General features: G+C 56.4%; 14 protein-coding genes and 1 tRNA gene. 9 read left to right on the forward strand and 6 right to left on the reverse strand.

All coding sequences use genetic code 11. The features are described 5' to 3' along the window. Nucleotides 1–14 precede the first annotated feature (14 nt). On the forward strand, nt 15–1,241 hold the full coding sequence (gene tyrS / locus HFP51_RS04800; protein WP_176874616.1) for a tyrosine--tRNA ligase: 1,227 nt from the start codon (nt 15–17) through the stop codon (nt 1,239–1,241). Here tyrS and HFP51_RS04805 read toward each other — a convergent pair. Continuing rightward, nucleotides 1,238–2,596 (reverse strand): MATE family efflux transporter, encoded by a 1,359-nt coding sequence (locus HFP51_RS04805; RefSeq protein ID WP_176874617.1) that lies wholly within the window; start codon nt 2,594–2,596, stop codon nt 1,238–1,240. The genes tyrS and HFP51_RS04805 overlap by 4 nt on opposite strands. Before the next feature lie 170 nt (nt 2,597–2,766). Here HFP51_RS04805 and HFP51_RS04810 point away from each other — a divergent pair, with 170 nt between their 5' ends. Further along, the gene (locus HFP51_RS04810; protein ID WP_176874618.1) at nt 2,767–3,111 is read left to right on the forward strand and encodes a PilZ domain-containing protein; all 345 of its coding nucleotides are present in this window, start codon (nt 2,767–2,769) and stop codon (nt 3,109–3,111) included. On the opposite strand, the gene recG is transcribed toward HFP51_RS04810, so the two are convergent. Further along, the gene (gene recG, locus HFP51_RS04815) at nt 3,108–5,168 is read right to left on the reverse strand and encodes an ATP-dependent DNA helicase RecG (RefSeq protein ID WP_176874619.1); all 2,061 of its coding nucleotides are present in this window, start codon (nt 5,166–5,168) and stop codon (nt 3,108–3,110) included. The two genes, HFP51_RS04810 and recG, sit on opposite strands and share 4 nt — an antisense overlap. 71 nt (nt 5,169–5,239) lie before the next feature. On the opposite strand from recG, the gene HFP51_RS04820 reads away from it, so the two are divergent. Together HFP51_RS04820 and mfd are read left to right on the forward strand one after the other, a co-directional pair. Further along, nucleotides 5,240–5,506, forward strand: coding sequence for a succinate dehydrogenase assembly factor 2 (locus HFP51_RS04820; RefSeq protein ID WP_176874620.1), 267 nt, complete (start codon nt 5,240–5,242; stop codon nt 5,504–5,506). Then, nucleotides 5,503–8,961, forward strand: a complete 3,459-nt coding sequence (mfd, locus tag HFP51_RS04825; protein WP_176874621.1) for a transcription-repair coupling factor — start codon at nt 5,503–5,505, stop codon at nt 8,959–8,961. Before HFP51_RS04820 ends, mfd begins: the two co-directional genes overlap by 4 nt. Here mfd and HFP51_RS04830 read toward each other — a convergent pair. Then, nucleotides 8,958–10,946, reverse strand: coding sequence for a bifunctional diguanylate cyclase/phosphodiesterase (locus HFP51_RS04830; RefSeq protein WP_255454869.1), 1,989 nt, complete (start codon nt 10,944–10,946; stop codon nt 8,958–8,960). The two genes, mfd and HFP51_RS04830, sit on opposite strands and share 4 nt — an antisense overlap. 187 nt (nt 10,947–11,133) lie before the next feature. Between HFP51_RS04830 and moaA the strand changes: the two genes are divergently transcribed. The 3 genes from moaA (at nt 11,134) to HFP51_RS04845 (ending at nt 13,083) form a co-directional block, all read left to right on the forward strand. Beyond that, entirely contained in the window at nt 11,134–12,150 is a 1,017-nt protein-coding gene (gene moaA / locus HFP51_RS04835; protein ID WP_176874622.1) for a GTP 3',8-cyclase MoaA, read from the forward strand. Further along, on the forward strand, nt 12,147–12,923 hold the full coding sequence (locus tag HFP51_RS04840; protein ID WP_176874623.1) for an NAD kinase: 777 nt from the start codon (nt 12,147–12,149) through the stop codon (nt 12,921–12,923). Before moaA ends, HFP51_RS04840 begins: the two co-directional genes overlap by 4 nt. Nucleotides 12,924–13,008: 85 nt before the next feature. Next, nucleotides 13,009–13,083: transfer RNA gene (locus HFP51_RS04845), tRNA-Asn, on the forward strand. Between the two features lie 8 nt (nt 13,084–13,091). Here HFP51_RS04845 and HFP51_RS04850 read toward each other — a convergent pair. Then, complete coding sequence (locus HFP51_RS04850) at nt 13,092–14,870, reverse strand: adenylate/guanylate cyclase domain-containing protein (protein WP_176874624.1); 1,779 nt, start codon at nt 14,868–14,870, stop codon at nt 13,092–13,094. 37 nt (nt 14,871–14,907) lie between these two features. Next, complete coding sequence (gene secA, locus HFP51_RS04855; protein WP_176876547.1) at nt 14,908–17,649, reverse strand: preprotein translocase subunit SecA; 2,742 nt, start codon at nt 17,647–17,649, stop codon at nt 14,908–14,910. A gap of 147 nt (nt 17,650–17,796) precedes the next feature. Here secA and argJ point away from each other — a divergent pair, with 147 nt between their 5' ends. Beyond that, nucleotides 17,797–19,026, forward strand: a complete 1,230-nt coding sequence (gene argJ / locus HFP51_RS04860; protein WP_176874625.1) for a bifunctional glutamate N-acetyltransferase/amino-acid acetyltransferase ArgJ — start codon at nt 17,797–17,799, stop codon at nt 19,024–19,026. 2 nt (nt 19,027–19,028) lie between these two features. Then, nucleotides 19,029–19,823: an inositol monophosphatase family protein gene (locus HFP51_RS04865; RefSeq protein ID WP_176876548.1), complete on the forward strand. Its 795-nt coding sequence runs from the start codon at nt 19,029–19,031 to the stop codon at nt 19,821–19,823. Here the strand turns inward: HFP51_RS04865 and trxA are convergent, their stop codons facing one another. After that, nucleotides 19,824–20,150, reverse strand: a complete 327-nt coding sequence (trxA, locus tag HFP51_RS04870; protein WP_176874626.1) for a thioredoxin TrxA — start codon at nt 20,148–20,150, stop codon at nt 19,824–19,826. Between the last annotated feature and the right edge of the window lie 14 nt (nt 20,151–20,164).

Consider the following 20,164-nt stretch of genomic DNA (forward strand, 5'->3'; position numbering starts at 1 on the left):
GTAACGGACCGGACATGACCGACTATCAATCCGATCTGTTGCGCCTCCTTGAAGAGCGTGGACATATCCATCAGCTCACCGATGCTGAAGGGCTTGAAGCGCTTGCGCTGAAGGAGACTGTAACCGGCTATGTAGGCTTCGATCCGACGGCACCGTCCCTGCATATCGGCAACCTTGCATCGATCATGCTGCTTCGGCGCGTGCAACAGGCTGGTCATCGACCGATCGTCATCATGGGCGGGGGTACGGCAAAAGTCGGAGATCCTTCTGGCAAGGACGATGTTCGCAAGCTGCTGACCGATGAATTGCTCGATGCGAATATCGCATCCATTCAGGATAGCTTCGAGAAAATCCTCCGTTTCGACGATAGCGAAACTGGCGCACTTCTTATCAACAATGACGATTGGCTGAGTGAACTCAGCTATATCGAAATGCTCCGCAACGTCGGCAAGCATTTCACGATCAACCGCATGCTGACCTTCGACAGTGTCAAACTGCGCCTGGACCGCGAGCAGCCACTTACCTTCCTCGAATTCAACTATATGATCCTCCAGGCGTACGATTTCCTTGTGCTGTCGCGCGAGTATGGCTGCCGACTGCAATTGGGTGGCAGCGATCAATGGGGCAATATCGTCAATGGTATCGAGCTAGGCCGTCGGATTGACGGTAGCGAGCTTTACGGTGCAACGGCCCCGCTGATTACCCGTGCGGACGGCGCGAAGATGGGCAAATCCGTTGATGGCGCCATTTGGCTGAACGAAGATCAGCTGCCAGCCTATGATTTCTGGCAATATTGGCGCAATACCGATGATCGAGACGTCGGCCGTTTCTTGCGCCTGTTTACCGATGTGCCGTTGGATGAGATCACGCGGATGGAAGCGCTGGAAGGCGCTGAAATCAATGACGCCAAGATCCGCCTGGCCAATGAGGTAACGGCAATGGTGCGCGGTGCAGACGCGGCGCAAGCTGCAGCTACAACTGCTGCACAAACGTTCGAACAGGGCGCGGTCGGCGAAGATCTGCCCACCGTGTCGGTTAGCGGTGAAATTGGGCTGCTGGATGCAATGGTCGAGCTTGGTCTTGTCGCTTCGAAAGGCGAAGCAAAGCGGCTCGTCAAAGGCGGCGGTGCGCGGATAGATGGCGAACAGGTTTCCGATCTCGGTATGGTCGTATCAGTAAGCGACGAGCCCGTCCGAATATCCGCCGGCAAGAAAAAGCACGGGGTGCTAGTCCGCGCTTAGGCGGCAACGCGTTCCTTCTCGATCATTCTGGCGACCCAGCGGAATGTCAGCCACAAGATAACGCAACCGGCCAGCACATTAGCAATGGCAATGCCAACATATACGCCTGTTGTGTCGAAAAGAGTGGTCGCAGTGAATGCCAGCGGAATATAGAAAACCAATGCACGCAGCAGATAAATGACCAGCCCTAGCGCCGGTCGTCCGAGCGCGTTGAAAGCAGCTGCGGCGACGATTGTGATCCCATAGCCAGCAAAAGTGATCGGAACGATCCAGAGATATTCCGTGGCTTCTGCGCCGACAACCGGAGCATCGCTAAACTGATTGGCTAGCCATTGGCCCCAGATCCAAAAGGTCACGGCCACGATGCCGCTCCACACGACGCACACAGCAAATGCGAAGCGGATCGCCTCGCGGACACGATCAAAATTCCCGGCGCCCCAGTTCTGGCCGGCAACGGGACCGATTGAACCTGAAAGCGCCAGCATCGGAATAACGGCAAAACCCTCAAGGCGGCCGACAACGCCAAAACCAGCAACGACCTGATCGCCATATACTGCAAGAAATCCGGTCACCACGGCGATTGCAATCGGGCTCACAGCGTTCCCCAATGCTGCCGTCACACCGATCCGTGCGATCTCCCTCCAGCTTTCAAACACCTCGCCCCAGCTTGTCCGACGCAAGTTAATCAGCTTATCCCGAAACAAGAGCACGGGAATGATAGCAACCGGCATAACAACGCGTGAAGCAAAAGCGGCCCAGGCGGCGCCTTCAATCCCCATGCCTTCAATACCAAAGCCACCAAATATCAGTATCGGATCGAGCGCGACATTAACCGCCGCACCAGCGATCATGAGGCTGCTAGGGACAAGGGCATCGCCATTAGCGCGAAGAATGCTGCCTGCCACTTGGGCAAGGACCAGCAACGGCAAGCCGTAGAACCAGATCCTCATATAGGTTTCGATATCGTCCAATACCGCACCCTCTGCACCCAACAATCCGAATAGCGGCCGGATAAGCGCGGTCCCGACAAAGGCCACCAAAATGCCCAACAGCAGTGCGAGGATCAGACTATGGGTTGTCAGGCTAACGATCCGGCTGCGATCACCCTTGCCGATCGCGCGCGACAATACAGATCCCGTACCCGCTGACAGGCCGATGGCCAGGCTCATAACCGCAAATGCTACAGGGAATGCATAGCTGACCGCTGCAAGCGGCTGCGTACCCAATTGTCCCAAGAAAAACGTATCGACAATCGTGACCGCAAACATGGCGATAATGCCGACAGAAAGTGGGCTCGCCAGTCTGAAAAGCTGGAGACGCACCGAACCCTGCGTAAGATCGCGCTTATCGACCATCACAGGGCTGTGATCATTCGCTAAGCCGCTGGCAAGGCCATTTATCGAAATCCTTGGAAGCGTACAGAAAATCTCATGGTAAACAGGTAATTATCCAGTTTGTTTGGCGAGCGCTTAAACAGTTTCTGCCATTAGGATTCTATGTTTCCAATGAATTGGAGTGTCGGAACATGAACGCGCAACCTCTTGCTCAGCATATCTTCGATGTGGAGAAGCGCCGTGCTGCGCGTGATGCAGTCTCAATTCGTGCCGCATTGCACGAGCCCAGCACGGTCAGTCATGAAATCCTGGTCGGCAACCTTTCGCCGTTTGGATTTATGGCGATTTCTCCTCGCGGTTACCGGGAAGGCACATTGGTGCGTCTCGATCTCCCGCTTATCGGTGAAGTGAATGCCCGTATCGTCTGGTCGCTCAGCGATCGTATCGGTGCCGAATTCATTCGTCCGTTCGATGCCCGCGGATATCGTGAACTACTCGATACTACGCCGCAAAAAGCCGGCAACGATACCGACTAGCCTGAGCGCATAAGCGGCACGGCCGCATCCCGTTTGAACAGATAGAGCGCGATCCGCGCCGCCTCACCGCGCGCACTATCCAGGCCGCCTTCGTTTTCGATCAATAGTCTCGCATCGTCATTCGCGGTTGGTGCGAGGTCAGACACGAGTTCGGGCGATGCGACCCGAAAACCGACATCGCCAGACTGGCGCGTTCCGAGCAATTCCCCTGCCCCGCGCAGCCTGAGATCCTCCTCAGCGATCCGAAAGCCATCATTGGTTTCCCGCAACAGCTTCAACCGCGCCCGAGCGGTTTCGCTAAGCGTATCTCCACGCAGCAGCAAACATATCGATTGGGCATCGCCACGCCCAACCCGTCCGCGCAACTGATGCAGCTGAGCCAGCCCAAAGCGATCTGCTCCCTCGACGATCATCAACGTCGCATTGGGCACATCAACGCCCACTTCGATCACCGTCGTCGCTACGAGAACCGAAAGTTCTGCTCGCTGGAAACGCTCCATGACAGCGTCTTTTTCAGGCCCCTTCATCCGACCATGGACCAATCCAACGCGATCTTCCCCAAAACGCGCCTGGAGCAAGCGGGCGCGCTCCTCTGCCGCAGCTTGATCTGAGAGTTCACTTTCTTCGACCAGGGGACACACCCAATAAGCCTGACCGCCCTTCGCAATGTGGCGACCAAGGCCGTCGACCACCTCGTCCAACCTTGCGCTGGCCAGCACACGGGTTTCGATGGGCTGCCTACCCGGCGGCATCTCGTCGAGACGGGACACATCCATTTCGCCATAATGGGTGAGGGTCAGGGTTCTGGGAATCGGTGTCGCGGTCATGACAAGGAGATGTGGTGGTCGCTGCGCCTTCTGCGCCAGCATCATGCGCTGTGCGACACCGAAACGATGCTGTTCATCGATCACCGCAAGCGCGAGTTTCTTGTATTGGACGGCTTCCTGGAAGATGGCATGGGTACCGATCAATATATCAACCGATCCATCGGCAAGCCCCATCAGGGTCGATTCCCGAACTTTGCCTTTGTCTCGTCCGGTCAGCACGGCGACATTGACTGGCAAGCCGGAGAGCATTGTCGAGATCGTGTCATAATGCTGGCGCGCGAGTATTTCGGTCGGCGCCAGCAACGCGCCCTGCGCTCCATACTCAACCGCCATCAATAGCGCATTTACCGCGACCAAAGTCTTTCCGGATCCGACGTCGCCCTGAAGCAAACGCAACATTGGCTGCTCTTGCTGGACATCGGCCTCCACTTCAGCCGTGCTGCGTTTCTGGGCACCCGTTGGTTCATAGGGCAATCGCAGCTGATCGCGCAGCCGGCCATCCGGCGACAGCGCCTCCCCTCGGCGATTGCGGGTGGATTCCCGAACCAGTGCCAATGCCAGCTGGTTTGCAAAAATCTCGTCATAGGCAAGACGACGACGCCCCTTTTCATCGGCCGGGTTTCCGTGCGTGGTTTCGATTGCCTCGCGCCAGTCGGGCCAGCCTTCGCGTTCCTTCAACCCGGGTTCAATCCACTCCGGTAGCTGTGGCGCCCGCTCCAGCGCCTGGGCTGCGAGCTGACCAATGCGTTTGTTTGTCAGCCCTTCTGAGAGCGCGTAGACCGGCTCCCGTTTTGGAATTTCACCAATCTCATCAGGTTTCACGACTATGTCGGGATGTACGATCTGCAATTCTTGGCCGTACAATTCCATACGACCGGAAATCGCACGCGGCTCATCCAGGGGTAGCAGTTTCTTCGCCCAGCCCGGATTGTTAAAATAAACAAGGCTGATCACATTGCCCTCGCCATCCACCGCCTGCACCCGGAGCGGGCTGCGCGGGCCGCGAGACTGGTAATCGGTGGGTGTCACAATCGCCGTCACAATCCGGCCAGCGTCGGCCATATCGAGCGTCTCGACATGTTTCCGGTCGATCCATCCGGTCGGCAGATGAAACAGAATATCGACGATCTGCTCAAGCTTCAGGCGGCCCAGGGGCTTGGCAAGGCCTTTGCCTACTCCCTTGAGTGCCTCGATTTCGGCAAAGAGCGGATTGAGAATTTCGGGGCGCATGATTAGATGACCCTATACCGAAGCCGGCAGGCCGCGCTAGCGCCCGTCGGCCTTTTGCTGTTGGAGCCGTTATGAATCACGCAGACCGCCTAAAGCGCCTCAAGTTCCGAGCTTGGCATCGGGGCACCAAAGAAGCAGACCTGCTGATTGGGGGGTTTTTTGATCGCTTTTCTGATAGTTGGACCAACGATCAAACCGATTGGTTTGAGCGATTGCTGGAAATTGACGATGTTTCGATCATGGCATGGGCAATCGGAACGGAAGTTCCGCCTGAAAATATTGACGGACCGATGATGAAACGGATGCAACAGCTGGATTACATCCCCATCTCCGAATGACCGACATCCAGAAACTTCTCAATACGTCAGAACCGGTGACGCTCGCCAGTACGCCGGCAGGATTTCTGCCGGCGCTGATGGCCGATATCGCGCGCGCGGCCGCTTTTCAGGACCGTCCAGCTGTATACGTCGCCGCCGACGATGCGGGCATGCGTGGCCTTATGGATGCTGCCGGATATTTTGCACCTGAATTGGAAGTGATTGCGTTTCCTGCATGGGATTGCCTGCCCTTTGATCGCGCCAGTCCTAGCCTACGTATCTCTGCCGAGCGACTGGCGGCGCTGGCGGCACTGCAACGCGATACCGAAAAGCCCCGCCTCGTCGTCACCACCATCAATGCGGTAACGCAGCGCACACTCACACCATTTCGTATTCGGCAACTCGTGGCCAATCTTGCACCCGGTGAGCGCATCGATCGCGATGCCCTGACCGCAAGACTCCAAGCCAATGGTTATATTCTCGTCGAGAGTGTGGCGGATGCTGGCGAGTTTGCGGTGCGCGGTGGAATTCTGGACCTGTTTCCGTCGGGCGCAAAGGCAGCATTGCGGCTCGATTTCTTTGGCGATGAGATTGAGAGCATCCGTCGGTTTGATCCCGCTGATCAGCGGACAACCGGCCGCGCAGATCGATTCACGCTGTTGCCCGCCTCCGAAGCATTACTCGATGCCGAGAATATAACGCGATTTCGTGGCCAATATCGTGAGCTATTTGGCGCCACTGCAACCGGTGATCCGCTGTATCAGGCGATCAGCGAGGGTCGCAGGCTCGCCGGCATGGAGCATTGGCTCCCCTTGTTCGAAGACTCATTGGCTACCGTTTTCGATCATCTGGGCGACGGCGCTGTCATTGTTCGCGACAGTGGATCGCCGGCGGCCGCGGAATCCCGCTTCGAGGCAATCGCCGACTATTATCGTAATCGCGAAAATGTTCGCACAAGCGATCCCGGCAGTTATCGTCCGCTCACCCCTGAAACGCTCTATCTGTCCGAAGCGCAGTGGCAGAATCGCATCAGCGAATCTCCGCTGCATATCACGAGCCCCTATCGCGAACCCGAAAGCGCAACCGTCATCGACCTTGGCGTTGAAAGCGCCCGTGATTTTGCACCGGAACGCAAGGCCAATGCTAATATCTACGAAGCTGTCGTCGCCCATATCGCTGCCCTGAGATCGCAAGGCAAAACCGTTACGCTGGCAAGCTACAGTGTTGGCGCGCGTGAACGCCTTGGCGGCCTGCTCGAGGAGCATGGACTGCCAGCCGCGCAAATGGTCGACGATTGGCAAAGCGCCCAGACGGCCGATATCACGCTTGCGGTTATTCCGCTCGATCACGGCTATGCTGCGCAGAATATCGCGGTCCTGACCGAGCAGGACATGCTCGGCGATCGGTTACGACGCCGCACGCGCCGAAGAAAGGATGCGGATGCATTCTTCAATGAACTCGCAACGCTCTCTCCTGGTGATCTGGTTGTCCACAGCGAGCATGGGATCGGCCGTTACGAGGGCCTGATGTCGATACCCGTCGGCAATGCGCCACATGACTGTGTGGCACTCGAATATGCGGGTGGCGACAAGCTTTACGTCCCTGTTGAAAATCTGGACGTCCTGTCTCGCTACGGCGCGCACACCGAAGGTGTCCAACTCGACAAATTGGGTGGTGAAGGGTGGCAACGGCGTAAGGCACGGATGAAGGATCGCATTCGCGCCATTGCGGGCGATCTTATCGAAACCGCCGCCGCCCGTGCCCTGCGCAAAGCCGATATTGCAGAACCGGACAGCAGCTATGCGAGCTTTGTCGACCGCTTCCCCTATGCCGAAACCGAAGATCAGGATCGGGCTATCGACCAGGTGATTACAGATCTTGGCAAGGGCACACCGATGGATCGGTTGGTCTGCGGCGATGTTGGCTTCGGCAAAACCGAAGTTGCATTGCGAGCGGCTTATGTCGCGGCCATGGCTGGGATGCAGGTTGCCTTGGTCTGTCCGACCACGCTTCTCGCACGCCAACATTTCACAAATTTCACGGAGCGTTTTTCCGGCTTTCCAATGAAGATCGGAAGGCTCTCACGACTGGTGCCAACCGGCGAAGCAAAACAGACCCGCGAAGGCGTTGCGGATGGCTCGATAGATATCGTGATCGGTACCCATGCCCTGCTCGCCAAGTCGATCGACTTCAAACGCCTTGGCCTCGTGATTGTCGATGAAGAACAGCATTTTGGGGTGGTTCACAAAGAGCGCCTGAAAACCCTGAAATCTGACGTCCATGTCCTGACTCTGACCGCCACCCCGATTCCACGCACCCTGCAGATGGCGATGTCAGGATTACGTGAACTCTCGGTAATCCAAACTCCGCCAATCGATCGCCTCGCTGTCCGTACCTATGTCATGCCTTGGGATCCCGTCGTTTTGCGCGAAGCCTTGCTGCGCGAACATTATCGCGGTGGACAGAGCTTTTTTGTCGCACCGCGAATTTCCGACTTACCGGATCTTGAGGAGTTTTTGCGCGAGGAGATTCCGGAAGTCAGCTTTATCACCGCCCATGGTCAAATGGCCCCGACCATGGTCGAGGAACGGATGAGCGCATTTTACGACAAGAAATATGATATACTTTTGTCGACCACGATCGTCGAAAGCGGTCTTGATATCCCTTCGGCGAACACATTGATCATTCACCGCGCCAATCAATTCGGGTTGTCCCAGTTGTACCAGTTGCGCGGTCGTGTCGGGCGATCGAAAGAGCGCGCATATGCCTATCTGACGACGCCAGCCAATCGCATCGTCACCGAAGCCGCGGAAAAACGGCTCGGCGTGCTCTCCGATCTCGAATCATTAGGTGCGGGTTTCCAACTTGCCAGCCATGACCTTGACCAGCGTGGGGCAGGCAACCTGCTTGGCGATGAACAGTCCGGCCATATCAAGGAGGTTGGCTTCGAGCTGTACCAATCGATGCTGGAAGATGCGATTGTCGCTGCCAAGGCTGGCGACATAGGCATCGATAGCAGTTCAACCGATTTCTCACCGCAGATTACTGTCGACGCGCCAATCCTGATCCCTGATGATTATGTCCCTGATCTCGATCTGCGTATGGGCCTCTATCGCCGGATGAATGATCTCGAAAATCGCCAGGAGGTAGAAGCGTTCGCGGCAGAGTTGATCGATCGGTTCGGTGAGATCCCTGCTCCGACATCCAATCTGCTCAAGATCATCGAAACCAAGCTCAACGCCAAGGTCGCCAATGTGTCCAAGATCGATGTGGGGCCACGCGGCGCACTGGTCAGCTTCTTCCAGGACAGCGTACCAAACCCGGCCGGGCTGATTGACTATGTTGAGCGTCTGAAAGGTACGGCAAAGCTGCGCCCAGACCACAAGATGGTCATCACGCGCAATTGGGGCGACCCGCAGGCGCGGCTTAACGCGGCTCTGCAGTTGTCGAAGGGACTGGCCAAGGCAGCCAGCTAATCGTCCTGAGAAACAAGCTTCGCGAGCTCGTCCGATGAAACCGGCGGCGCGAAAAGATACCCCTGATAGAGTTCGCACCCTTGCTCCGCGAGCAGTGCCAACTGCTCTTCGGTTTCCACGCCTTCGGCAATTACAGACAGGCCTAACGACCGCGCCATTTCGATTACGCCAGTGACGACAATGCGGTCCCGGGCGCTGCCGGTTATATCCTGACTGAGCCGACGGTCGATCTTGAGATAGTCCATAGGCAAGGACTTAAGATAGGCTAGGCTCGAATAGCCCGTCCCAAAATCGTCGATTGCGACGCGGAAGTCATCGGCGCGAAGCTCCGCCAGATGGTCAGCGGCGACGCCAAGATCTTCGATCAAACCGCTCTCTGTTACTTCTGCGGTCACAAGATTTCGGCTCAATGCTGCATCATCGACCATCGCGGCAAATCGCTGGACAAAGCCTTGTTCAGCCATATCCGCCGCCGTTACGTTAATGGACACGCGCAGGTTGGCGCGGGCGTCATTCCAGCTGGCCGCGACCTCAACCGCCTTACGCTGAACATGGGTCGACAATTCGGTGAGATAGTCGGACCTTTCTGCGGCAGCGAACAATGCCACTGCACCAAGTTCGCCAAAGCCTGGATGTTGCCACCGCGCAAGTGCTTCCACTCCGATTACCTTGCCAGATGTAATCGATACCTGAGGCTGAAAAAGAATTTCGATTTCGTCCCGGTCCAGCGCCAGTCGAAGGTCAATCTCGAGTCGGCTGTCTCTGGCCGCTTCAATCTCTTCGTCGCGACCGAACACGCTGATTGCGCTGCCATCTGCGGACCGTGCATCGGCCAAGGCTACACTTGCGCGTCTCATAATCCCGGCAGCATTTGCATCCGTCTCTATGCTTGTAACAATGCCGCAACGCGCCTTCAGCCGGATAACCTGACCATCGGTAATAAACGGCTGCTCTATCACGCCATTTAACTGCTGTGCGACGAATTCGGCTTCATCGAGCGAGACCCCCGGCGCAAGGCCAATAGCGAATTCGGCACCTGCCAACCTGGCAATCAACTTGTTGCGCATTGGCATTCCCATAACCAATCGCTCAATGCGCCGCGCCATGCCCTGCAAGGCAGCATCGCCTATGGCACTGCCATAGGCTTGGTTGATCCGTTCAAATCGATGCAAGGACAGCAGGATCAGTGCAAAATTTTGCTCAGCTTCTTCCTGCGCGCCAAGCTGTGTGTCCAGCCATCGATGCGCAGCCCGAACATCGCCAATACCGGTAAGATAATCTCGGTCGGCTGTAGATCGACTGGATGCTTCTTCATCGGGGAGCTCGACACGTCCGTCGACCTGATTGCCGGTCTCATCCAGAGCCAAATGGTGCACCATCCGGCTCGCTCCACCATTCGGGGTGTCGTGCGCAAAGGCTGTAGGCTCGCGATTGGCCAACAGTTTTTCAATCGCCCGCGCGGAATCTCCCTGTGCGTCGTCATCGAGCAGCTCGGCAAAGTTGGACCAAGGCATTGGCTCGCCCGGCCCACCCGGCAAACCAAGATGCGCATGAAGTGCCGGGGTTGGTGTGACCAGGCCTGTCGTTCGGTCATAACGCCAACCCAGTTCAGCGCCCATCGAAGGTGCGCGCTGAGCAGCCTGATGAAATCTACCGCCAACACGGACCGTATATCTGTCAGCAAACCGCAGTGCCTGAACGAGTTCCTGTTCTCCAAACGGGCTCGCCAAATAATGCGTCGCTCCAGCGGCAAGTACGGAATCAATCCGATCAGTATCGGTTTTGGATATCAACACCAGCAACGCTGCGGCATTGGCTTCAACCGCTTCAGCCAGCAACTGGACCGCTTTTATTCCGTCATCAAACGCACCACGCGCGTCAACAACTGCAATTCTGGCACCCGAAAGCGTAAACCGTCTTTCGGCTTTATCGAGCCGCCGTGCGGCGATCGGTGACCACCCCGCCCGCTCCGCAATGGCCGCCATTTCGTTTCGCTGCCGAAAAGACAGCAGAAAGAGCGGGTTTCCGGTGGAAGATGCAAAAGTCGAAATATTGGGCCTCCCCGCCCGAGCGGCCATCGATAGGCCAACTTCAGTCTATCCTACCCGAGTGTCGGCGCAATGATCCGATCCACACTTGCCCGCATCACTGCCCCGTTTTAGGGCATAGCATATGAATCCGGACACGATCCCACAGAATCGGCCACTTACGGACAGTTTTGGCCGACATGTCAGCTATTTGCGCATATCGGTGACCGATCGCTGCGACCTAAGGTGCCGCTATTGCATGTCCGAGAAGATGCAGTTCCTGCCGCGGAGCGAGATTCTGTCATTCGAAGAGATTGACCAGATCGCGACTGCGTTCATCGATCGTGGAGTCCGCAAGATCCGCCTTTCGGGCGGCGAACCGCTGGTTCGCAGAGGCGTTCTCGACTTGGTAGATATGCTGGGACGCCATCTCGACAGTGGCAATCTCGACGAACTGACGATGACAACAAACGCGTCGCGCTTGGCAGAATTCGCTGAGCGATTGGTGGATGCCGGTGTTAGGCGCGTCAATGTGAGTCTCGATACTCTTGATTCCGAAACCTTTCGCTACATCACGCGCTGGGGCGACCTCGACAAAACTTTGCAGGGCATAGCCGCCGCAAAATCGGCTGGCCTGAAGGTGAAGATCAATATGGTCGGCTTGAAAGGCCTGAACGACGACCAGATTGTCCCAATGATGCGCTGGTGCGCCGATCAAGGCCACGACCTGACGCTGATCGAAACAATGCCGCTAGGTCAGATCGACGATGATCGGCAAGATCGGTATCTCCCGCTTGATAGTGTGCAGCGTCAGCTAGAAAATCAATTCTCGCTCAACCCTCTGGCCGAACGGACCGGCGGACCGGCCCGTTATTGGCAGGTTGAGCAACTCGGTTTGAAACTGGGCCTTATCACGCCCTTGACGAATAATTTCTGCGACGGCTGCAATCGCGTTCGGATCACTGTGTCTGGGAAGATCTATATGTGCCTTGGACATGACGATAATCTCGATTTGCGCACAGCCCTGCGCAAGGGCGGTCGCGAGGCGCTGGACGCACTGCTTGATCGCGCGATGCTCATGAAGCCTAAACGTCATGATTTCGCCATTGGAAGCGATTCGAGGCCATCGGTTGAGCGGCATATGAGCGTAACCGGCGGATGACGATCGATAGCAAATATGCGCTCGTCGCCTCGCCGACAGAAGAAGCCCAGACCGCAGAAGCCGCCCTGCGCGAACGGCACAGCTTTGCCGACATGGCTGACGCTGAGGCCGCGATTGTCCTGGGCGGTGACGGTTTCATGCTGCAGACACTGCATCAAATGCTTTCAGAACGTCGGATCCTTCCGGTGTTCGGCATGAACCTCGGTACTGTCGGTTTCCTGATGAACGAATGGCGGCCCGATGGGCTCGAAGAGCGATTGTCTAAAGCCAAGTCCTTTACAGTGATGCCATTGCGAATGGATGCGGTGACGGTAGAGGGTGAAACGGTTTCCAGTCCCGCGATCAACGAAGTCTCGCTGCTCAGGGAAACCCGCCAGACGGCAAAGCTCGAAGTGATGGCAGGCGATAATGTCGTCATTGAAGAACTGGTCTGTGACGGCGTGATTGTCGCCACACCGGCCGGATCGACGGCATATAACCTGTCTGCCCGCGGTCCGATCCTGCCGATGGGATCGAACATGGTGGCGTTGACACCGATCAGCCCGTTTCGTCCGCGGCGCTGGCGAGGCGCCATTTTGCCGGACAATACGCGGATCGCTTTTCGCGTGCTCGAACCGCTGAAACGCCCGGTCAGCGCGGTTGCGGACCAACGCGAAGTACGCGATGTGGCGACCGTTGAGGTCCGTTTGGACGCCAGCCTCGCCCTGACATTAATGTTTGATCCCGAACACGCACTCGACGAACGGATCGCCCGCGAACAATTCATCGTCTGAGACGCTTGCATCGCCCCATAAAGCGTTGCTATAGGCGCGCCTCTGCCAGACGATCCGTGAATCGCGAGGCAGGTTTCAAGGGCATTCCCCGGTAGCTCAGTGGTAGAGCAATCGGCTGTTAACCGATCGGTCGTCTGTTCGAATCAGACCCGGGGAGCCACCCTTTCCTTACAGATCGAGATTACGCCGGCTGAGCTTGTACATCGCAAGCGTGCCATAATTCTTTGCGAGCTGTACCCGGCCAACATAGTGCGTTCCAAATGGCCGATCCGACTCCAACGATAATATCGCTGCAAATGCTTCGGTCGCATAGACTTCGCCGGTCGGCGTTACCGGTTCGATCCGGGCAGTTCGCGTAACCTCCGTGCCAAAGAATGTCGTCCGCATCATTACTGCATCATGGCCGCGATAGATCGGACCGTGATGGACCCCGATACGCATCCCACAATTCCCGCCGGCACATTCCTGCAACAGGTCGGGAATTTCGGCAAACTGAGTTTGTAGTTTCAGGACGATTTCAGCCGCATCTTTTGGTGTCGAAACAACGGCGTAAAGCGCATCGCCCCAGCTGTTACGGTAGAGAATCTTATCACCATATTCGTCTAGCACTTTGCCCGCCCGTCCAAAGATATCGCGCGCAAACAGCGGCAGGGCCGCTTCCGACAGTTTCGAGAAACCGGCAAAGTCCGCAAAGATCATCGAATGTGCGACGCGCGTAACCCCTTCAGGCATTGAGATTTCTGGCGGCCGATCAAGATTGCGATCGATCTCACTTGGATCAATGATCCTGCTTTCATGGCCGAGACTGTTCCACGTCGAAACGTCGCTATTGGTGCCGACAGGCAGCGCGTTGTCTTCAGTCTGAGCAATCGCTAGCTGCACGGCGCTTGTCCGCAAATGCCTGGCCCGCATCCGTGCAAGGCCCATTGCAACGGCCGAGCCATAGCTGAACATATTGGGGTCACCTATATAGCTCATATCAGTCGCAAAGCTGACGCTGGTCGCCCGCTCCATGCATTTCTCAAATCGGGGCACCCAGTCTTCGCCACCTGGGCGAACAGATTGAGTGATGAAATCCTCGCGCTCAAATGGCAGGACGACGTGCAGCTCTAACCCGCGCCGGATTACGGCTTCTGCAACCAATATGTCAGCACCGCAGGCAAGAGCGCCATAGGCCGTATCCGGTTCAAGCTCATCCAACGCCGCATCTATTTGGGCCGTCAAAGCCTCCTCGGCTTTAAGGTCGGCACGAAACATATGGCCGGTGAAAACCAATACCGGCGAGGGGCGGAGCACCTCGATTATCGGTGCAATAATTTCTGCCATGTCCGGCACAATTTTTGCGATCAACATCATTTGCCGGAATGTCGACGCCTTGGATCCCACACTCGCATCTGACCAGCGCACCGCCGCCGATATTGCATCCAACGCATCCTCACCACGGCCGAGCAATATATTGGCTTCAGCCGCCGTCGCGGTGGCGTAGAATCCCGTCGGTTTTGCTACTGCAGGATCGTCGAGGATTTTCTCGGCCAGCTCTTCAGCCGATACCCGATCTCCGGCGAGAAGCGCCGTCGTGGCGGCATTGATGCCGGTAAAATAGCTTTCGCGATTTTCGTAAACTTCGCGATAAGCACGGCTTGCCTCAGCAAACAACTCCGCCTGATCTCTGGCTTTTGCTGTTTCAGCCAGATCTTTCTTAAGGCGTCCCAAAAGCGCCAGAATATCGTCATCATCGATATCGCCAAGCCCCGCCTTGTCATAATAATCCAGCGCCATATTCGTGTCGCCCATACGCGCAAGGGCGAGCGTCGCGATATAGGCAAGGCGTGGCCTTTGCTGGCCCTCCGCCTCGGCGGAAATGGCGATATCATATGCCTCGAGATTATCGCCGCGCGACAGCGCGTCGTCCGCAAGAACGACCGGATCGGCGGCCGTCGTCATCATATGCGTGGCCGCCGAATATGTGCCAGATGAGCAGCGCCTATTTGAGCGCTCCGTGACAATGTTTGTATTTGCGTCCCGAGCCACATGGGCACGGCGCATTGCGGCTAACTTTGCCTTTCCAATCCTCAGGATTGCCGGCAGCTAGCTCGTCCAAGCGTGGAGCGCCTGTTTGGCGTGGCGGTAGTTTGGATGTCACCAATCCCAAATCGCCCCCATCGATGTCAGCACTGTTATCTTCACCTGTCAGCGGATCGATGTGGGTGGTGATGAAGTCTGGCAGATCCGGCAATGGCGGCGGTTCGGCGGGTGTAAACCGCGCGAATGCCAAAGTCTTGGTCACCTCCTCGCGAATATTCACCAGCATCTGCTGGAACATCATGAAGGCTTCGCGCTTATACTCGTCAATCGGTTTCTTCTGCGCATAGGACCGCAGGTTCACGACCTGGCGAAGCGCATCCAGAGTGGAGAGATGTTCTTTCCACTGGATATCGAGATTCTGCAGCAGGATGCTCTTTTCAACCTCAACCCAGTCAGGAGCCGGAATGTCCTTGGACTTATCGTCGACCTGACGGTCGGTGAGTTCTAACAGCCGCTCTTCAAGAAGATCGGGAGCCACTTCCTCTTCGCGCATCCAATCGTCGAACGGCGGTTGCATTCCCAGAAGATCATCAACCGTCTTCTTCAGGCCCTCTACGTCCCATTGCTCAGGATAGGTGCCATGCGGGCAGTGATCGGCCACAATGCCATTCACTGTCTCCTGACGCATATCGACAACGATATCATCAACATCCTCGGCATCCATGATGTCACCACGCTGCTGATAAATGACCTTGCGCTGGTCATTCATCACGTCATCATATTCGACGACCTGTTTGCGGATATCATAGTTGCGCGCTTCGACTTTTTTCTGCGCGGTCTCGATCGCCTTGGCTACCCACGGGCTAACAATCGCCTCGCCCTCTTCGAGATTGCTGCGAACCATTTTGGCAAACATTGTCTGCGGGCCGAAGATACGCAGCAGGTCATCATCGAGTGAAAGATAGAAACGCGACAGACCTGGGTCACCCTGTCGTCCCGAGCGACCACGGAGCTGGTTGTCGATCCGGCGGCTCTCATGGCGTTCGGTCGCGAGAACAAACAGGCCGCCAGCGGCTTTCACCCGCTCTTTCTCTTCGCTCACTTCTTTGGTGATGCGCTCAATCGCAGCGTCGCGCTCCGACCCCTCTTCCATATCGGAAAGTTCGTCTTCAATCCGGAATTCAACATTACCGCCAAGCTGAATATCGGTGCCACGACCCGCCATATTTGTCGCGATAGTGACCGCACCGGTGCGTCCGGCTTGCGCAACAATATGGGCTTCGCGCTCATGATGTCGTGCATTAAGAACGGCGTGCTCAACCTTCTCTTTATTCAGAAACTCCGACAAGAGCTCGGATTTTTCGATTGAAACCGTACCGACCAGAACCGGCTGTCCGCGTTCAGCCGCCTCGCCAATAGCCTTGGCAATTGCCGCAAACTTATCCATCTCATCTTTGTAGAATTCGTCGGTATCGTCGATGCGCTGGATCGGGACATTGGTCGGGATCGTCGTCACATTCATTTGATAGATATCGAAAAACTCCGGCGCTTCGGTCAGCGCGGTACCGGTCATACCAGCGAGTTTGGGATACATCCGGAAATAGTTCTGGAAGGTGATTGACGCCAAAGTCTGGTTTTCCGGCTTGATCGGCACGCCTTCTTTGGCTTCAACAGCTTGGTGGAGACCATCTGACCAGCGTCGTCCGTCCATCATGCGGCCGGTAAACTCGTCGATGATTACGATCTCATCATTCTTGACGAGATACTCCTTGTCGCGCTTCTGCAGCGTGTTGGCGCGGAGAGCCTGTTGCAAATGGTGAACGACGAGCGTGTTCTCATAATCATAGAGATTGGCACCTTCGAGCAGTCCCGCCTCTTCAAGCAGTCGCTCGGCTTTTTCAGTACCGTCTTCGGTGAGGGTTACAGCACGCTGCTTTTCATCGAGCTCATAATCGTCTTCGACGAGCTTCTTCACGACAGCGTCAACGCCGATATACAGCTCAGATTTATCTTCGGTCGGACCAGAGATGATGAGCGGTGTCCGCGCCTCATCGATCAAGATAGAATCCACCTCATCGACGATCGAGAAATTGAACGGGCGGTGGACCATCTGCGTGCGCGAATATTTCATGTTATCGCGCAGATAATCGAAACCATATTCGTTGTTCGTGCCGTAAGTGATGTCCGCTGCATAGGCAGCACGGCGCTCTTCTTCCGGCAAGTTCGGGACGATCACGCCAACTTCCATGCCGAGGAAATTATAGACCTGTCCCATCCATTCCGCGTCGCGGCGAGCCAGATAGTCGTTGACCGTGACGACATGAACGCCCTTGCCTTCCAAGGCGTTCAGATAGCAGGGCAGCGTCGCGACGAGCGTTTTACCCTCGCCAGTTGCCATCTCTGCAATCTCGCCACGGTGGAGCACAATTCCACCCAGCATCTGCACATCATAGTGCCGCTGGCCGAGTGTGCGTACGGCTGCTTCGCGCACGGTTGCAAAGGCCTCGGGTAGGATATCCTCAAGCGTCGCACCGGCGGCAAGGAGATCCTTCAATTTTGGCGTTTGGGCCTTGAGTTGATCATCGTTGAGAGCCTGAATCTCGGGCTCTAGCGCATTGATCTGCGCGACGATCTTTTCGAGCTTTTTGATGTACCGATCATTGCTCGATCCGAATATCGATTTGGCAATACCGCCAAACATGGGCATTCCTGACTATTTATGTTGGGAGGGCCATGTGAAACGGCCTGAAATCCCCGAAAACCTAGGCGCGCGATGTAGGGATCGGGGGGAGGATAGTCAATTGGATGGTGACGCGTTAAGGCAAGCCAAAATCACGGAAACCTTGTCATGGAAATTGCCGCCTCTCCCCTAAGCCCCGCTGAATTTCGCCAACCGGCATCGATTGACGGTGTGACAATCCGCGTCTCACGCGCTCAATACAAACACTGGGATCGTTGCGATTTGACCTTTTTTGAGCTGAATCCGGGAACTGTTGTCGCCGGCGTCACCACCCAATCGCGCTGTCCTTCACCCGAGGTTGAATGGTGCAGGGACGCTCTATCGACCGGTACGGCGCGCGCACTGATCGTCAATGCTGGCAATGCCAATGCTTTCACAGGTAATCGCGGACGAGCGGCTGTTGAGGCGATAACTGCGAAAGTATCCGATCATCTCGGCTGCACACCGAATGAAGTCTTTATCGCGTCGACTGGAGTCATAGGCGAGCCGCTGCCCATCGACAAAGCAGAAGCGGGCCTCGAGGCTGCTTTCTCTGCGGGCAACGCGAACTGGGAGGACGCGGCTCTGGCGATCTCCACCACCGACACATTTCCGAAGGGTGCAACGGCAAGCGCTGTAATCGGTGATACAACAGTGCAGATCAGCGGTATCGTCAAAGGCTCGGGTATGATCGCGCCCGATATGGCGACAATGCTTGGCTTCATTTTCACCGATGCAGCAATCGACAGTGCGTTGTTGCAAGACATGCTGACCCGGTCCGCTGCCAAGACATTCAATTGCATCACCGTTGATAGCGATACATCGACGTCGGATACGGTGCTTCTGTTCGCCACGGGCAAAGCCGGGAACGCCGCCCTCACCGCCATTGATGAGGCCGGTGTTGATGGTTTCGTTGCTGCTCTCGATCAGGTCTGTCTCACTCTTGCGCAACTCGTGGTCCGTGATGGAGAAGGCGCAACGAAGTTCATCGAAATCAAGGTTGATGGCGCAGAGAGCGACGAAAGCGCGCGGCGGGTGGCCCTGTCGGTCGCTAATTCTCCGCTCGTGAAAACGGCCATTGCAGGCGAAGACGCGAATTGGGGTCGAGTTGTAATGGCGGTTGGAAAAGCTGGAGAGCCGGCGGATCGCGATGCACTGGGCATCCGTTTCGGCGCCACACAAGTGGCCCAAAACGGATTGGCGGTCGAAGGCTATGACGAAACGCCAGTTGCCGCCCATCTAGCAGGCGACGAAATCGAAATCGGTATCGATCTGGGAATTGGTGACGGGCGAGCGACCGTTTGGACGTGCGACCTGACGCATGGCTATATCTCGATCAACGCCGATTATCGCACATGACGATGCATAGCCTGCACGGCGCGGTTTCGGATCTAATGATCGAAGTCGGACGTGAGATCATCATGCCACGGTTTCAGGCACTCGCGGCGCATGAAATCTCTGAAAAATCGCCGGGAGAAATAGTCACAATTGCCGACGAAGAAAGCGAGGAACGGATCGCCGAGCAATTGAGCAGGATCCTGCCCGAAGCACGTATTGTAGGTGAGGAAGCAACCGCGGCCGACGCGTCATTGTTGGACACGCTCGGGGCCGGGTTATCCTGGCTAGTCGACCCTGTAGACGGCACAACCAATTTCTCAGAAGGCAAGACGCCCTTCGCCGTCATGATCGCCTTGTTGGAAGATGGCGAGGCCCAGGCTGGCTGGATTTATGATCCGGTCACGCAACGCATGTGTCATGCCCATCGCGGTCACGGCGCCTTTGTTGGTGATGAAAGGGTTCGAACGGAACCCACCAAAGGCCCGATGCCAATTGCCGCTCTTGGCATGCATTTTTTGCCAGCTGAGCGCCGCAAAATGTTGGAGGAGCGGGCTTCGGGCAAACTCGACATTGTTGCCATTCCCCGTTGCGCTGGCGAGCAATATCCCCGGCTGGCGCTCGGCGTGAATGATATCTCGCTTTATGAACGCGTGCTGCCCTGGGACCATGCACCCGGCGCTTTGTTTTTGTCAGAAGCGGGCGGAAAAACGGCGCGCCCTGATGGCACGCCGTTTTCTCCGACTGATCAGCGTCCGGGACTACTCTCGGCCGCCACACCGCAGCTCTGGGAGCAGGCTGCGGAAATTTTGTTCGCCTAGTTAGGCTGCGACAGCGCTCTCAATCCACTGTTTGAGCTGCATCTTTGGCGCCGCGCCGACTTTTTCAGCGTGTTTCTCGCCACCCTTGAAGATCAGCATGGTCGGGATACTGCGCACACCATATTTGGCAGCTGCATCCGGATTCTCATCGATATTGATCTTGGCAATCGTAACCTGACCGGCCATTTCGTCCGACAGTTCTTCAAGCGCCGGGCCGATCATTTTACAAGGGCCACACCATTCCGCCCAGAAATCGACGAGCACGGGCCCATCGGCATTCAGCACGTCCTGTTCGAAACTACCATCGGTTACCGGCTTCGTTGCCATGATCATTATCTCCT

This window comes from Parasphingopyxis sp. CP4, assembly GCF_013378055.1.
Taxonomy (GTDB): Bacteria; Pseudomonadota; Alphaproteobacteria; order Sphingomonadales; family Sphingomonadaceae; genus Parasphingopyxis.

What these genes read in the sequence shown, in the direction of transcription:
- tyrS (WP_176874616.1), top strand. Translation starts at nt 15, where the DNA reads ATGACCGACTATCAATCCGATCTGTTGCGCCTCCTTGAAGAGCGTGGA.
- HFP51_RS04865 (WP_176876548.1), top strand. Translation starts at nt 19,029, where the DNA reads ATGCATAGCCTGCACGGCGCGGTTTCGGATCTAATGATCGAAGTCGGA.
- HFP51_RS04820 (WP_176874620.1), top strand. Translation starts at nt 5,240, where the DNA reads ATGAATCACGCAGACCGCCTAAAGCGCCTCAAGTTCCGAGCTTGGCAT.
- HFP51_RS04805 (WP_176874617.1), bottom strand. Translation starts at nt 2,596, where the DNA reads ATGGTCGATAAGCGCGATCTTACGCAGGGTTCGGTGCGTCTCCAGCTT.
- secA (WP_176876547.1), bottom strand. Translation starts at nt 17,649, where the DNA reads ATGTTTGGCGGTATTGCCAAATCGATATTCGGATCGAGCAATGATCGG.
- recG (WP_176874619.1), bottom strand. Translation starts at nt 5,168, where the DNA reads ATGCGCCCCGAAATTCTCAATCCGCTCTTTGCCGAAATCGAGGCACTC.
- HFP51_RS04830 (WP_255454869.1), bottom strand. Translation starts at nt 10,946, where the DNA reads ATGGCGGCCATTGCGGAGCGGGCGGGGTGGTCACCGATCGCCGCACGG.
- argJ (WP_176874625.1), top strand. Translation starts at nt 17,797, where the DNA reads ATGGAAATTGCCGCCTCTCCCCTAAGCCCCGCTGAATTTCGCCAACCG.
- moaA (WP_176874622.1), top strand. Translation starts at nt 11,134, where the DNA reads ATGAATCCGGACACGATCCCACAGAATCGGCCACTTACGGACAGTTTT.
- HFP51_RS04850 (WP_176874624.1), bottom strand. Translation starts at nt 14,870, where the DNA reads ATGATGACGACGGCCGCCGATCCGGTCGTTCTTGCGGACGACGCGCTG.
- HFP51_RS04810 (WP_176874618.1), top strand. Translation starts at nt 2,767, where the DNA reads ATGAACGCGCAACCTCTTGCTCAGCATATCTTCGATGTGGAGAAGCGC.
- HFP51_RS04840 (WP_176874623.1), top strand. Translation starts at nt 12,147, where the DNA reads ATGACGATCGATAGCAAATATGCGCTCGTCGCCTCGCCGACAGAAGAA.
- trxA (WP_176874626.1), bottom strand. Translation starts at nt 20,150, where the DNA reads ATGGCAACGAAGCCGGTAACCGATGGTAGTTTCGAACAGGACGTGCTG.
- mfd (WP_176874621.1), top strand. Translation starts at nt 5,503, where the DNA reads ATGACCGACATCCAGAAACTTCTCAATACGTCAGAACCGGTGACGCTC.